Raw genomic sequence first — 13,940 nt, 5'->3', positions numbered from 1 at the left:
CCCCTCGCATACGATGGCCGGTGCGGCTGGGCCCGACGCAAGGAAGAGGCCCGCCGTGCCAGAGCACCCAGACCGTGCCCGGCCCGACCGGCAAGGAGCCAGCCTACGTGTCCGTCTTCGGCAAGATCATGCGTGCAGGTGAAGGCAAGATCCTGCGCAAGCTGCACCGCATCGCGGACCAGGTGTCGTCGATCGAAGAGGATTTCGTCAACCTCACCGACGCCGAGCTGCGGGCGCTCACGGACGAGTACAAGGAGCGCCTCGCCGACGGGGAGACCCTCGACGACCTGCTGCCCGAAGCCTTCGCGACGGTCCGCGAGGCGGCCAAGCGCGTACTCGGCCAGCGCCACTACGACGTGCAGATCATGGGCGGCGCCGCCCTGCACATGGGCTACGTCGCCGAGATGAAGACCGGTGAGGGCAAGACGCTGGTGGGCACGCTGCCCGCCTACCTCAACGGTCTGTCGGGCAAGGGCGTCCACCTGATCACGGTCAACGACTACCTGGCCCAGCGCGACTCCGAGCTGATGGGCCGGGTCCACAAGTTCCTGGGCCTGTCGGTCGGCTGCATCGTCGCCAACATGACCCCGGGGCAGCGCCGCGAGCAGTACGCCTGCGACATCACCTACGGCACCAACAACGAGTTCGGCTTCGACTACCTGCGCGACAACATGGCGTGGTCGAAGGACGAGCTGGTGCAGCGCGGCCACAACTTCGCGATCGTCGACGAGGTCGACTCGATCCTCGTCGACGAGGCCCGCACCCCGCTGATCATCTCGGGCCCGGCCGACCAGGCCACCAAGTGGTACGGCGACTTCGCCAAGCTGGTGAGGCGGCTGGAGCGGGGCGAACCCGCCAACCCGCTCAAGCAGCAGCCGGAGACCGGCGACTACGAGGTCGACGAGAAGAAGCGCACGGTCGCCATCCACGAGTCGGGCGTCGGCAAGGTCGAGGACTGGCTGGGGATCGACAACCTCTACGAGTCGGTCAACACCCCGCTGGTGGGCTACCTCAACAACGCGATCAAGGCCAAGGAGCTCTACAAGAAGGACAAGGACTACGTCGTCCTCGACGGCGAGGTCATGATCGTCGACGAGCACACCGGCCGCATCCTCGCCGGGCGCCGCTACAACGAGGGCATGCACCAGGCGATCGAGGCGAAGGAGGGGGTGGAGATCAAGGACGAGAACCAGACGCTCGCCACGATCACCCTCCAGAACTTCTTCCGCCTCTACGACAAGCTCTCGGGCATGACCGGTACGGCCATGACCGAGGCCGCCGAGTTCCACCAGATCTACAAGCTCGGCGTGGTGCCGATCCCGACCCACCGCCCGATGATCCGCAAGGACCAGTCGGACCTGATCTACCGCACCGAGGTGGCCAAGTTCGAGGCGGTGGTCGAGGACATCGTCGAGCGGCACAAGAAGGGCCAGCCGGTCCTGGTGGGCACCACCTCGGTCGAGAAGTCCGAGTACCTGTCGCAGCAGCTCAGGAAGCGCGGAGTGCCGCACGAGGTGCTCAACGCCAAGAACCACGAGCGTGAGGCCGCGATCGTCGCGCAGGCGGGCCGCAAGGGCGCCGTCACGGTCGCCACCAACATGGCCGGCCGCGGTACCGACATCAAGCTCGGCGGCAACCCGGACGACCTCGCCGAGACCGAGCTGCGCGCCAAGGGCCTGGACCCGGTGGAGAACGCCGAGGAGTGGGCCGCCGCCCTCCCCGGGGCGCTGGAGCGCGCCGAGCAGGCGGTCGCCGCGGAGCACGACGAGGTCACCGCCCTCGGCGGCCTGTACGTGCTGGGCACCGAGCGGCACGAGTCGCGCCGCATCGACAACCAGCTGCGCGGCCGCTCCGGCCGCCAGGGCGACCCGGGCGAGTCCCGCTTCTACCTCTCCCTCGGCGACGACCTGATGCGGCTGTTCAAGGCGCAGATGGTCGAGCGCGTGATGTCCATGGCCAACGTGCCCGACGACGTCCCCATCGAGAACAAGATGGTCACCCGCGCCATCGCCTCGGCGCAGTCCCAGGTCGAGCAGCAGAACTTCGAGATCCGCAAGAACGTCCTGAAGTACGACGAGGTCCTCAACCGGCAGCGCGAGGTCATCTACGGCGAGCGCCGCCGCGTCCTGGAGGGCGAGGACCTGCACGAGCAGATCCTCCACTTCATGGACGACACCATCGACGCGTACGTCCAGGCCGAGACGGTCGAGGGCTTCGCCGAGGAGTGGGACCTGGAGCGGCTGTGGAGCGCCTTCAAGCAGCTCTACCCGGTGTCGGTCACCATCGAGGACCTGGAGGAGGCCGCCGGGGGCCGCGACGGCATCACGGCGGACTTCATCTCCGAGTCCATCAAGGACGACATCCACGAGCGGTACGAGGAGCGCGAGAAGCAGCTCGGCTCGGAGATCATGCGCGAGCTGGAGCGGCGCGTGGTCCTCTCCGTGCTCGACCGCAAGTGGCGTGAGCACCTGTACGAGATGGACTACCTCCAGGAGGGCATCGGCCTGCGCGCCATGGCGCAGCGCGACCCGCTGGTGGAGTACCAGCGCGAGGGCTACGACATGTTCGTCGCGATGATGGACGGCATCAAGGAGGAGTCCGTCGGCTACCTGTTCAACCTGGAGGTCCAGGTGGAGCAGCAGGTCGAGGAGGTGCCGGTCGAGGAGGCCGGGCCCTCGCTGGAGAAGGCCCCGCAGGAGGAGGCCGTCCCGGCCGGCGCGCGTCCGGCCATCCGCGCCAAGGGGCTGGACGCCCCGCAGCGCCCGGACCGGCTGCACTTCTCCGCGCCGACGGTGGACGGCGAGGGCGGTGTCATCGAGGGCGACTTCGCGGGCGGCGAGGAGGGCGGCCCGGTCCGCTCGCCCGCGGACGGCATGACGCGCGCCGAGCGCCGCAAGGCCCAGAAGGAGAAGGGCCGCCGCCGCAAGAAGTGATCCGGCGACCGCCGCGCCGCGGCGGTCGGCCGTTCGCCGTCAGATCCGGCCCGGGGCCGGGCGTCCGGGAGGGCGCCCGGCCCCGGCGCGTTCCGGCCGTCCCCTCCCGGCTCCCCGGGACGCCGCCGGGGTGCCATCGGGACGCCCATCACGCCCTCAGGGCACCGTGTCGAGCTCGACGGCGGAGCACCGCCAGCGGTGGTCGCGGGACCGCTCCAGCCGGAAGGCCAGGGCGCGCAGCCGGTCGCCGGCGGCGATCCGGGCGAACGCCTCGATCGCTCCGGGGCTGGGCTGCGACCAGCCGACCTCACGCACCACGGGAGCCGGGCCGCCCGCCACCGCCGACCGCAGCGGGGTGTGCGGGGCGAGCCGGACCAGCCGCTCGTACGCCTCGTCGCGGGTGTGGCCCAGCAGCAGGTGGACCGGCCGCAGGCCGCTGAGGACGAGCACCAGCCGGTGGGCGAACCAGTAGGGCGGCAGCCGGTCGCGTTCGCGCTGCCGGGCGGCGAGCACGGCCGAGCGGGCCGGCCGCCGGGAGTCCCGGCGGCCGGGAGGGGCGGTACGGCTGGTGGGCGGCATGGTCTCTCCCCGTGGGTCTGAGCGGTCTCCCGGACCGATCGCTTACTGGTCGGTAGCTTTCGCTCCGGTTCTACTGGGACGTCCCGGAGGCGGCAACGACCGGCGGGCGGCGCCGACGGGCCCCGCACGGTTCACCTATCCGGCGGAGAGTTCCCCGGGGATTGACGGCCGGTGCGCTGACCTGCACCGCCGCACCGCACAGGTGAACGGGACGGTAGGGGCCGGAGGCTTTCGGCGCGCCGGACCCGCCGTATGCTGTCGGGGCACTCGGAGCGGCCTTACACGAAAGTGGTGGCGATGCGCGTCTACGTCCCCCTGACCCTGCCCGGCCTCGCGGACGCGCACCGGACGGGCGAGCTGGGCCCCGGCCCGCTGACCGCCTACGCGGTCACCCCCGCACTGCGCGAGTGGTACGTCTCGGACGACATCGAGGAACTGGAGTACGCCGCGCTCGGCCGCGCCGCGCAGGCCTCGCTGCGGCTCCTGGCCGTCGACCCCGGCGCCCCGCGGCGGCGGGTGGTGGTGGCCGCGGACGTACCCGACCGCGAGGCCGTCGCCGACCCGGACCGCGGCCTGGACCCGTCCGCGCTCGGCGAGGTGCGCATCGCGCGGGCCCTGCCGCTGGACAGGGCCGCCGCCGTGCACGTCGACGGCGACGACGCCGAGGCGGACGTCTCCGCGGCGGCGGACGCGCTGGGCGCGGCCGACCAGGGCGACGACGACGCCCGCTTCGTGGTGGACGGGGCGGACGACCACGAACTGCTGTGGTACGCCGTCCAGGAGATCGGCGGCCTCCTGGAGGACCTGGAGGACCTCGGCTGAGCCCGCCCCCGGCCGGCGCCCGGCCGGAGGGGACCGCCCTCCGGTCCCGTGCTACCGCTTGTCACACCGGGCCTCTACCGTCGTGGGCATGGATTCGGGTACGGGGAGAGCCCACATCGTGTGGGACTGGAACGGCACGCTGCTGCACGACATCGACGCGGTCATCGCGGCGACCAACGCCGCCTTCGCCGAGATAGGGCTGCCGCCCATCACGCTGGAGCGCTACCGGGAGCTGTACTGCGTGCCGGTGCCCCGCTTCTATGAGCGGCTGATGGGGAGGCTGCCCACCGACGAGGAGTGGGCCGGGATGGACGAGGTCTTCCACCGGCACTACTTCGCGCGCGTCGAGCAGGTGGGGCTCGCCGAGGGCGCGGCGGAACTGCTCGCCGCGCGGCGGGCGGCCGGCCTGACCCAGTCGCTGTGCTCCCTGGCCCCGCACGACCACCTGGTGCCGCTGGTGCGCCGGCACGGCATCGAGGAGCACTTCGTCCGGGTCGACGGCAACCTCGGGGGCAGCAGCGGGTCGGGCGTCGGCAAGGCCCGGCAGATGGCGGCGCACGTGGCGGCGCTCGGCGGCTTCGACCCGCGCCGCACCGTGGTGGTCGGCGACGCGGTGGACGACGCGATCGCGGCCGCCCACGTGGGCGCGCGGGCCGTGCTGTACACCGGCGGCTCGCACAGCCGGGCCAGCCTGCTGGCGGCCGGGGTGCCGGTGGTGGACAGCCTCGCCGAGGCGGTCGAGGTGGCCGAGGAGATGGCGGCGGGCGGCTGAGACCCGCCGGGGACTCCGCCGGGCCGGAGGACGCCGTACCGCACGGACACGGACCGCACGGACACGGGCCGCCGACGGCCGGCCCGCGGGCTCCCCGGACGGCGGGCTCCCGGTCCGCCCCGGCTCCCCTCCGCCCCGGCCGCGCCGGGCGGTCGGAAGGCCGGTCCGACGGGTGCCGGGCGGGCGGCGCGTCATGGCCGACCGGTTCCTGCGCGGCCTCGGCCACGGCGCCGGCGCCGCCGTGCCCGGCCTCCGCGTGGTGTGGGTCCGGGCCCGCCGCTGACGGGGACGGTGAGGCGGGCCGCGTCCCCGCGGCCGGACGCGCGGGGACGCCCGGTCGCACGGCGGCCCCGTCCTCCCCGCCGCCCGCCCGGGGGGTCAGCCGAGCGGTGCGCGGGCGCGCAGTACGGCCAGGAACGCCCGCATCCAGCCCGGGTGGTCCGGCCAGGCGCGGGAGGAGACCAGCGTGCCGTCGACCACGACCTCGTCGTCCCGGAAGACGGCGCCGGCGGCCTGCATGTCGATCTCCAGCGCCGGGTACGCGGTCACCCGGCGTCCGGCCAGCCCGCCGGCCGCGGCGGTCAGCAGCGGGCCGTGGCAGATCTGCGCGACCGGCTTGTCCGCGTCGAAGAACGCCTTGAGGATCTTGCGCAGCTCCGGGTCGTTGCGCAGGTACTCCGGAGCCCGCCCGCCCGGCAGGACCAGGGCGGCGTACCGCCCGGGATCGACCTCGGTGAAGGCGAGGTCGGCGGGCCAGGTGTAGCCGGGCTTCTCGGTGTAGGTGTCGTAGTCCTCCTCGAAGTCGTGCACGACGAAGCGCAGCTTCTTGCGGCTGGGCGCGGCGATGTGGACGGTGTAGCCCTCCTCCAGCAGCCGCTGGTAGGGGTAGAGCACCTCCAGCGACTCCGCGGCGTCACCGGTGACGACGAGGACGGCGGGCGGAGCGCCCCCGGCGTCCGCGGCGTTCCCCGTGTCCTCGGCGCTGTCTCCCGACATGGTCACCCACCTCCGGAAAAGGAGTCCTTGTGCCCAACGTCCTCTTCCTCCGGGGGTTTGCCAAGGGGGCGTGCCGCCCGCCCCGCCGGAGGCTGTCCACAACGTCCAACTCGGGTCCCCGGTTTTGTACACATACTGTCCATGACGGCCACCGGGCGCGGAGGGATAGCCTTGCCACGTGATCAGCGAGACACCCGCGGAAGGCAGTGCGGCCTCCGCCCCCGGGCTCCCGCGCCGCGGCGCCGGCGCCGGGGCCGTCGCAGGTCACCGCACCTCCGGGCATGACGCCCCGCTCCGGCGGACACTCTGTGTACCGACGCCATGCCACCAGAACCCTCAACGCCTTGACGTCACGCAACGGCGCGCGACAGGAGCCAGACGACATGCAGACCAAGCTGGACGAAGCAAAGGCCGAGCTGCTCGAACGAGCCGCCCGGGTCGCCGATAGCGGTCCCGCCGGCAGCCAACCCGTACCGGGGCTGGACTCCGTGACCCTCGGCTCGTACCTCCAGCGCTACTACCTGCACACCGCGCCCGAGGACCTCACCGACCGCGACCCGGTCGACGTCTACGGCGCCGCGGTCTCCCACTGCCGGCTGGCCCAGCAGCGCCCCCAGGGCACCGCGAACGTCCGCGTCCACACCCCGTCCGTCGACGAGAACGGCTGGACGTGCACCCACACCGTCGTCGAGGTCGTCACCGACGACATGCCCTTCCTGGTGGACTCGGTCACCAACGAGCTGACCCGGCAGGGCCGCGGCATCCACCTGGTGATCCACCCCCAGGTGGTCGTGCGCCGCGACGTCACCGGCAGGCTGCTCCAGGTGCTGGACGTGGACGCCCGGCGCCGGGACGGGATGCCGCACGACGCGCTCACCGAGTCCTGGATCCACGTCGAGATCGACCGCGAGACCGACCGCGACGACCTGAAGCGGATCACCGCGGACCTGCGGCGCGTCCTGTCCGACGTCCGCGAGGCGGTCGAGGACTGGCAGAAGATGCGGGCCGCCGCGCTGCGGATCGCCGACGAGCTGCCCGACGAGCCGCTGGCCGACGACCTGCCCGACGAGGAGGTCGAGGAGGCGCGGGAACTGCTGCGCTGGCTCGCGGCCGACCACTTCACCTTCCTCGGCTACCGCGAGTACGAGCTGACCTCCGAGGCCGCCGACGGGGACGAGGAGCTGCTGCTCAGCGCCGTCCCGGGCACCGGCCTGGGCATCCTGCGCTCCGACCCCCACCACGACGGCCGGAACGACGGCGCCGGCGGCGGACACGACGACGGCAGTGACGGCGGCAGTGTCGGTGGCGGTGACGGCGGTGACGGCGCGTCCGCCCGCCCCCACACGCCCGCCCACACGCCCGCCCACACCCACGCCCACCCGGTGTCGCCCTCCTTCAACCGGCTCTCCGCCGACGCCCGCGCCAAGGCCCGCGAGCACAGGCTGCTGGTGCTCACCAAGGCCAACAGCCGCGCCACCGTCCACCGCCCCTCCTACCTCGACTACATCGGGGTGAAGAAGTTCGACGAGGCGGGCAACGTGGTGGGCGAGCGCCGCTTCCTCGGGCTGTTCTCGTCGGCCGCCTACACCGAGTCGGTGCGCCGGGTGCCCGTCATCCGCCGCAAGGTCGAGGAGGTCATCACCTCCACCGGCTTCGTCCCCGACAGCCACGACGGCCGCGACCTGCTCCAGATCCTGGAGACGTACCCGCGCGACGAGCTCTTCCAGATCCCGGCCGGCGAGCTGCGCGAGATCGTCACCTCCGTGCTGTACCTCCAGGAGCGCCGCAAGCTCCGGCTCTACTTGCGCCAGGACGAGTACGGCCGCTACTACTCCGCGCTGGTCTACCTGCCGCGGGACCGCTACACCACCGCCGTGCGGCTGCGGATGACCGACATCCTCACCGAGGAACTGGGCGGCACCAACGTCGACTTCACCGCCTGGAACACCGAGTCGGTCCTCGCCCGGCTGCACTTCGTCATCCGCGTCCCGCAGGGCACCGAGCTGGCCGAGCTGACCCACGCCGACACCGAGCGCATCGAGGCCCGGCTGGTGGAGGCCGCCCGCTCCTGGGCCGACGGCTTCTCCGAGGCGCTGGTCGCCGAGGTCGGCGAGGAGCGGGCGGCCCGGCTCGCCCACCGCTACGGGGACGCCTTCCCCGAGGGCTACAAGGCCGACTTCCCGCCCCGCACCGCCGTCGCGGACATCCAGTACATCCAGGGGCTGGAGCGGAGCGAGGGCGTCAGCGACTTCGCGCTCAGCCTGTACGAACCGGTCGGGGCCGGCCCCGGCGAGCGCCGCTTCAAGATCTACCGCACCGGCGAGCCCGTCTCGCTCTCGGCCGTCCTGCCGGTCCTCCAGGCCATGGGCGTGGAGGTCGTCGACGAGCGCCCCTACGAGCTGCGCTGCGCCGACCGCTCCCGGGCGTGGATCTACGACTTCGGGCTCCGGCTGCCCGCGAACCAGGCGCAGAACCTGGAGGGCGACGCCCGCGAGCGCTTCCAGGACGCCTTCGCCGCCGTCTGGAGCGGCGAGGCCGAGAGCGACGGCTTCAACGCGCTGGTGCTCTCCGCCGGACTGACCTGGCGGCAGGCGATGGTGCTGCGCGCGTACGCCAAGTACCTGCGGCAGGCCGGCTCGCCCTTCAGCCAGGACTACATGGAGGACACCCTCCGCCACAACGTCCACACCACCCGGCTGCTGGTCAGCCTCTTCGAGGCCCGCCTCTCCCCGGACCGCACCGCCGCCGGCCACGAGTTGACCGACGGCCTGCTGGAGGAGCTGGACGGCGCGCTGGACCAGGTCGCCTCGCTGGACGAGGACCGCATCCTGCGCTCGTTCCTCACCCTCATCAAGGCCACCCTGCGGACGAACTACTTCCAGCCCCGCGACGCCTCCGGGCGGATGCACGCCTACGTGTCGATGAAGTTCGACCCGCAGGCCATCCCGGACCTGCCCGCGCCCCGCCCGGCGTACGAGATCTGGGTGTACTCGCCGCGCGTGGAGGGCGTGCACCTGCGGTTCGGCAAGGTCGCCCGCGGCGGTCTGCGCTGGTCCGACCGGCGCGAGGACTTCCGCACCGAGATCCTGGGCCTGGTGAAGGCGCAGGAGGTCAAGAACACGGTGATCGTGCCGGTGGGCGCCAAGGGCGGCTTCGTCGGCAAGCGGCTGCCCGACCCCGCGGCGGACCGCGACGCATGGCTGAACGAGGGCATCGCCTGCTACAAGACCTTCATCTCCGGCATGCTCGACATCACCGACAACCTCGTGGGCGGCCAGGTCGTGCCGCCCGAGCGCGTGGTGCGGCACGACGGGGACGACACCTACCTGGTCGTCGCGGCCGACAAGGGCACCGCGGCCTTCTCCGACATCGCCAACGAGGTCGCCACCGCCTACGGGTTCTGGCTCGGCGACGCCTTCGCCTCCGGCGGCTCGGCCGGCTACGACCACAAGGGCATGGGCATCACCGCCCGCGGCGCCTGGGAGTCGGTCAAGCGGCACTTCCGCGAGCTGGGGCACGACACCCAGACCGAGGACTTCACGGTCGTCGGCATCGGCGACATGTCCGGCGACGTCTTCGGCAACGGCATGCTGCTCAGCGAGCACATCCGGCTGGTCGCCGCCTTCGACCACCGGCACATCTTCCTCGACCCGACCCCGGACGCGGCCGCCTCCTACGCCGAGCGCCGCCGGCTGTTCGAGCTGCCGCGCTCCTCCTGGGCCGACTACGACACCTCGCTGCTGTCCCCCGGGGGCGGGATCCACCCCCGCACCGCCAAGTCCATCCCCGTCAACGCGCAGGTGCGCGAGGCGCTGGGCATCGAGGGCGGCGTCACCAAGATGACCCCGGCCGAGCTGATGAAGGCCATCCTCAGGGCGCCGGTGGACCTGCTGTGGAACGGCGGCATCGGCACATACGTCAAGGCGTCCACCGAGTCCAACGCCGACGTCGGCGACAAGGCCAACGACGCGATCCGGGTGGACGGCCGGGACCTGCGGGTGCGGGTCGTCGGCGAGGGCGGCAACCTGGGCCTGACGCAGCTCGGCCGCATCGAGTTCGCGTCGGAGGGCGGACGGGTCAACACCGACGCCATCGACAACAGCGCGGGCGTGGACTCCTCCGACCACGAGGTCAACATCAAGATCCTGCTCAACGCGGTCGTCGCGGACGGCGACATGACCGTCAAGCAGCGCAACGCCCTGCTGGCGGAGATGACCGACGAGGTCGCCGAGCTGGTGCTGCGCAACAACTACGCGCAGAACGTGGCCCTGGCCAACGCGATGCGGCAGGCGCCCGACCTGCTCCACGCCCAGCAGCGGCTCATGCGCACCCTGTCCCGCCAGGGGCGGTTGGACCGGCAGCTGGAGTTCCTGCCCGCCGACCGGCAGATCCGCGAGCGGCTGGCGCACGGCCACGGCCTCACCCAGCCCGAGCTGGCGGTGCTGCTGGCGTACGCCAAGATCACCGTCACCGAGGAGCTGGCGGACACCGATCTGGCGGACGACCCGTACCTGCAGCGGCTGGCGCACGCGTACTTCCCCAGCGCGCTGCGCGAGCGCTTCCCCGAGCAGATCGAGCGCCACGCCCTGCGGCGCCAGATCGTCACGACCCTCCTGATCAACGACACGGTCAACACCGGGGGCTCGACCCTGGTGCACCGGATGAAGGAGGAGTCGGGGGCCTCGACGGAGGAGATCGTGCGGGCGCACACCGCGTCCCGGGAGATCTTCGGCCTCTCCCGCGTCTGGGACGAGGTGGAGGCGCTGGACAACGTCGTGGCCGCCGAGGTCCAGACCCGCATGCGGCTGCACGCCAGGCGGCTGGTCGAGCGCGGCACCCGCTGGCTGCTGAACAACCGGCCGCAGCCGCTCAGGCTCGCCGAGACCATCGACGTCTTCCAGGAGCGGGTGGAGGTGGTCTGGTCCCAGCTGCCCAAGCTGCTCAGGGGCGCCGACCTGGACTGGCACCAGAGCGTCAACGACGAGCTGACCGGCGCCGGGGTCCCCGGCGAGCTGGCGCTGCGGGTGGCGGGCTTCTCCTCCGTCTTCCCCGCCCTGGACGTGGTCGCCGTCGCCGACCGCACCGGACGCGAGCTGCTGGACGTCGCCGAGGTGTACTACGACCTCGCCGACCGGCTGGGCATCACCGAACTCCAGGACCGGGTGAGCGAGCTGCCGCGCTCCGACCGCTGGCAGTCGATGGCGCGCGCGGCGATCCGCGAGGACCTGTACGCCGCCCACCAGCTCCTCACCGCGGACGTGCTGGCCGCCGGGGACAGCAGCGCCACGCCCGAGCAGCGCTTCGCGGCGTGGGAGGAGAAGAGCGCCGCCGTCCTGGGGCGGGCCAGGGCCACGCTGGAGGAGATCCGCGAGTCGGACACCTTCGACCTGGCGAACCTGTCGGTGGCGATGCGCACGATGCGCACGCTGCTGCGCAGCAACCGCTGACGCGCCGGGCCCGCGTACGGCGGGAAGGGGCGGGGAGGGGCGGCCGTCCGGCCGCCCCTCCCCGCCGTGTGCGGGCCCTACTTCACCGCGCCGGCCATCACGCCCGAGACGAACTGCCGCTGGAAGGCGAAGAACACCACCAGCGGGACCACCATCGAGACGAACGCGCCCGAGGCCAGCACGTCGATGTTGTTGCCGAACTGGCGCACCTGCTGCTGGAGGGCGACCGTGATCGGCGGATCGCCGGCGTCGGCGAAGATCAGCGCGACCAGCATGTCGTTCCACACCCACAGGAACTGGAAGATGCCCAGCGAGGCGATCGCCGGACCGCCCAGCGGCAGGACGACGCGCGTGAACAGCCGCACCTCGTTCGCGCCGTCCAGCCGCGCCGCCTCCAGCAGTTCGCGCGGGATCTCGGCGAAGAAGTTGCGCAGCAGGAAGATCGCGAACGGCAGGCCGAACGCCGTGTGGAAGACGACCACGCCGACGGTGGTCTCGAAGATCCCCAGCGTGTTGAAGAGCTTCGCCACCGGGATCAGCGCCACCTGCACCGGCACCACCAGCAGCCCGACCACCAGCAGGAACCACCAGTCCCGGCCGGGGAAGTCCAGCCAGGCGAAGGCGTATCCGGCGAGCGAGCCGATCACCACGACCAGCACCGTGGAGGGCACGGTGATGGCCAGGGTGGTCAGCAGGGAGTTGGTGATGGCGTCGTTCTCCAGCAGCGACCGGTAGTTGGACGCCGTCAGCTGCGACCAGTCGCCCAGCGCCGTCCACCATCCGGAGGAGGAGATGTCGGAGCGCTCGCGGAAGGACGACAGCAGCAGCCCGGTGGTCGGCAGCAGCCACAGCAGGGCGACCACGACCAGGGTGAAGCGCACCGCCCAGTGCCCGGTGAGCGCGGCGAGCCGCGAACCGAGCGGCTGCCGGGCCCGCCCGTCCCGCTCCGGCCGTACGGGCGCGGGGGCGGGACCCGATCCGGAGCCGGGGGTGGGGGTGGTCTCGGAGAGAGTGCTCACCGTCGGTTCTCCCTCCTCAGTCGCCGGATGTTGAAGACCATCACCGGCACCACCAGCAGCAGCAACAGCACCGCGATGGCGCTGCCCACGCCCTGGTCGGCGCCCGTGCCGAAGGACGACAGGTACAGCTGGAGCGCCAGCACGTTCGCGTCGGACTGGGTGGCGCCCGGGGCGATGATGTAGACGAGGTCGAAGATCTTCAGGACGTTGATCATCAGGGTGACGAGGACGACCGCGAGCACGGGCGCCAGCACCGGCACCGTGACCCTGCGGAAGACCTGCCACTCGTTCGCGCCGTCCACCCGCGCGGCCTCCAGCAGCTCGCGCGGTACGCCCGCCAGGCCCGCCGCGATCAGCACCATCGCGAAGCCCGCCCACATCCAGATGTAGGAGGCGATGATCGCCGGGGTGATCAGGGACGGACCGAGCCAGTTGACGCCGTTGTAGGCCTCGGTGAAGTTGGAGGCGGGCAGCCGCAGCAGGGCGCCGTCCGCCTCGGCGGGCAGGGCGTACGTGCCGTCCTCCCCGGTGGTGGCGGTGGCGACGACCCTGCCGTCCTTCACCGCCTCGACCTCCACCCCGGCCAGGGCCTTCTCGCCGGGGTCGACGACGTTCGGCTCGCCCCCGCCGCCCTTGCTGAAGTCCACCCAGACCGTGCCGGTGACCTGGCCGTCGCCCGCGGGCTCCGCGGGCCTCGCGTCGGCGGCGTCGGCCAGGTCCTGCGGGGGGACGCCGACCAGCGGCAGGTTCGCCGGGCCGGTGGCGTCCACCGCCGATGCGGTGGTGTACGCGCCGTCGCCGGACTTCTCCAGGTCCCCGTCCGGCCGCGGACGGGCGCCGGGCCAGGCGGAGGCCTCGTTGAAGGTGTCGTGGATCCCGACCCAGACGGCGTTGGCCACGCCGCGGTCGGGGTCCTGCTCGTACACCAGGCGGAAGATGATGCCGGCGGCGAGCATCGAGATGGCCATGGGCATGAAGACGACCAGCTTGAACGCCGTGCCCCAGCGCACCCGTTCGGTGAGCACCGCGAAGATCAGGCCCAGGGCGGTGGCCACGGTCGGGGCGACGGCCACCCAGATCGCGTTGTTCCTGATCGCGGTCAGGATGCCGTCGTCGGTGAAGAGTTCGACGTAGTTGTCCAGACCGACGAAGCCGGTGCCGGACGCGTCGAAGAAGCTGCGGTAGACCGAGTAGACGATGGGATAGACGACCAGCGCGCCCAGCAGCACCAGGGCGGGCAGCAGGAAGCAGGCTGCCAGCCAGGGCCGGGTGCGGACGACAGAGGAGCGGCGCTCGGTCCCGGGGACGGGCGGGCCCGGCGGGCCTGGTGCCGCCGGGCCGCCCGCTGTGGCGGTCGACATGACAGTCCGTC

The 13,940-nt window shown here is 72.2% G+C and carries 8 protein-coding genes; 4 read left to right on the top strand and 4 right to left on the bottom strand.

The annotated features are described in order from the left end of the window. Positions 1-107 precede the first annotated feature (107 nt). Complete coding sequence (gene secA, locus QC029_RS20710; protein ID WP_279557216.1) at positions 108-2,933, top strand: preprotein translocase subunit SecA; 2,826 nt, start codon at positions 108-110, stop codon at positions 2,931-2,933. Between the two features lie 156 nt (positions 2,934-3,089). Here secA and QC029_RS20705 read toward each other — a convergent pair whose 3' ends face one another. Then, complete coding sequence (locus tag QC029_RS20705; RefSeq protein WP_279557215.1) at positions 3,090-3,512, bottom strand: Rv3235 family protein; 423 nt, start codon at positions 3,510-3,512, stop codon at positions 3,090-3,092. A gap of 297 nt (positions 3,513-3,809) precedes the next feature. Here QC029_RS20705 and QC029_RS20700 point away from each other — a divergent pair, with 297 nt between their 5' ends. Then, positions 3,810-4,334 carry a hypothetical protein gene (locus QC029_RS20700; RefSeq protein WP_279557214.1) on the top strand — a complete coding sequence of 175 codons (525 nt, stop codon included), beginning with the start codon at positions 3,810-3,812 and terminating at the stop codon, positions 4,332-4,334. An 88-nt stretch (positions 4,335-4,422) separates the two neighbouring features. Further along, positions 4,423-5,106: an HAD family hydrolase gene (locus QC029_RS20695; RefSeq protein ID WP_279557213.1), complete on the top strand. Its 684-nt coding sequence runs from the start codon at positions 4,423-4,425 to the stop codon at positions 5,104-5,106. Positions 5,107-5,484: 378 nt separating this feature from the next. Here QC029_RS20695 and QC029_RS20690 read toward each other — a convergent pair whose 3' ends face one another. Continuing rightward, positions 5,485-6,102, bottom strand: coding sequence for a DJ-1/PfpI family protein (locus QC029_RS20690; RefSeq protein ID WP_279557212.1), 618 nt, complete (start codon positions 6,100-6,102; stop codon positions 5,485-5,487). 383 nt (positions 6,103-6,485) lie between these two features. Between QC029_RS20690 and QC029_RS20685 the strand changes: the two genes are divergently transcribed. Beyond that, positions 6,486-11,549 (top strand): NAD-glutamate dehydrogenase, encoded by a 5,064-nt coding sequence (locus tag QC029_RS20685; RefSeq protein ID WP_279557211.1) that lies wholly within the window; start codon positions 6,486-6,488, stop codon positions 11,547-11,549. 77 nt (positions 11,550-11,626) lie between these two features. Here the strand turns inward: QC029_RS20685 and QC029_RS20680 are convergent, their stop codons facing one another. Together QC029_RS20680 and QC029_RS20675 are read right to left on the bottom strand one after the other, a co-directional pair. Continuing rightward, entirely contained in the window at positions 11,627-12,568 is a 942-nt protein-coding gene (locus QC029_RS20680; protein ID WP_279557210.1) for a carbohydrate ABC transporter permease, read from the bottom strand. Further along, positions 12,565-13,929 carry an ABC transporter permease subunit gene (locus QC029_RS20675; protein WP_279557209.1) on the bottom strand — a complete coding sequence of 455 codons (1,365 nt, stop codon included), beginning with the start codon at positions 13,927-13,929 and terminating at the stop codon, positions 12,565-12,567. Before QC029_RS20675 ends, QC029_RS20680 begins: the two co-directional genes overlap by 4 nt. Positions 13,930-13,940: the final 11 nt, after the last annotated feature.

It is taken from the genome of Streptomyces sp. DH37 (genome assembly GCF_029813835.1).
In the GTDB taxonomy this organism is placed as follows: Bacteria; Actinomycetota; Actinomycetes; order Streptomycetales; family Streptomycetaceae; genus Streptomyces.
This window is presented reverse-complemented; position numbering and strand designations above follow the sequence as displayed.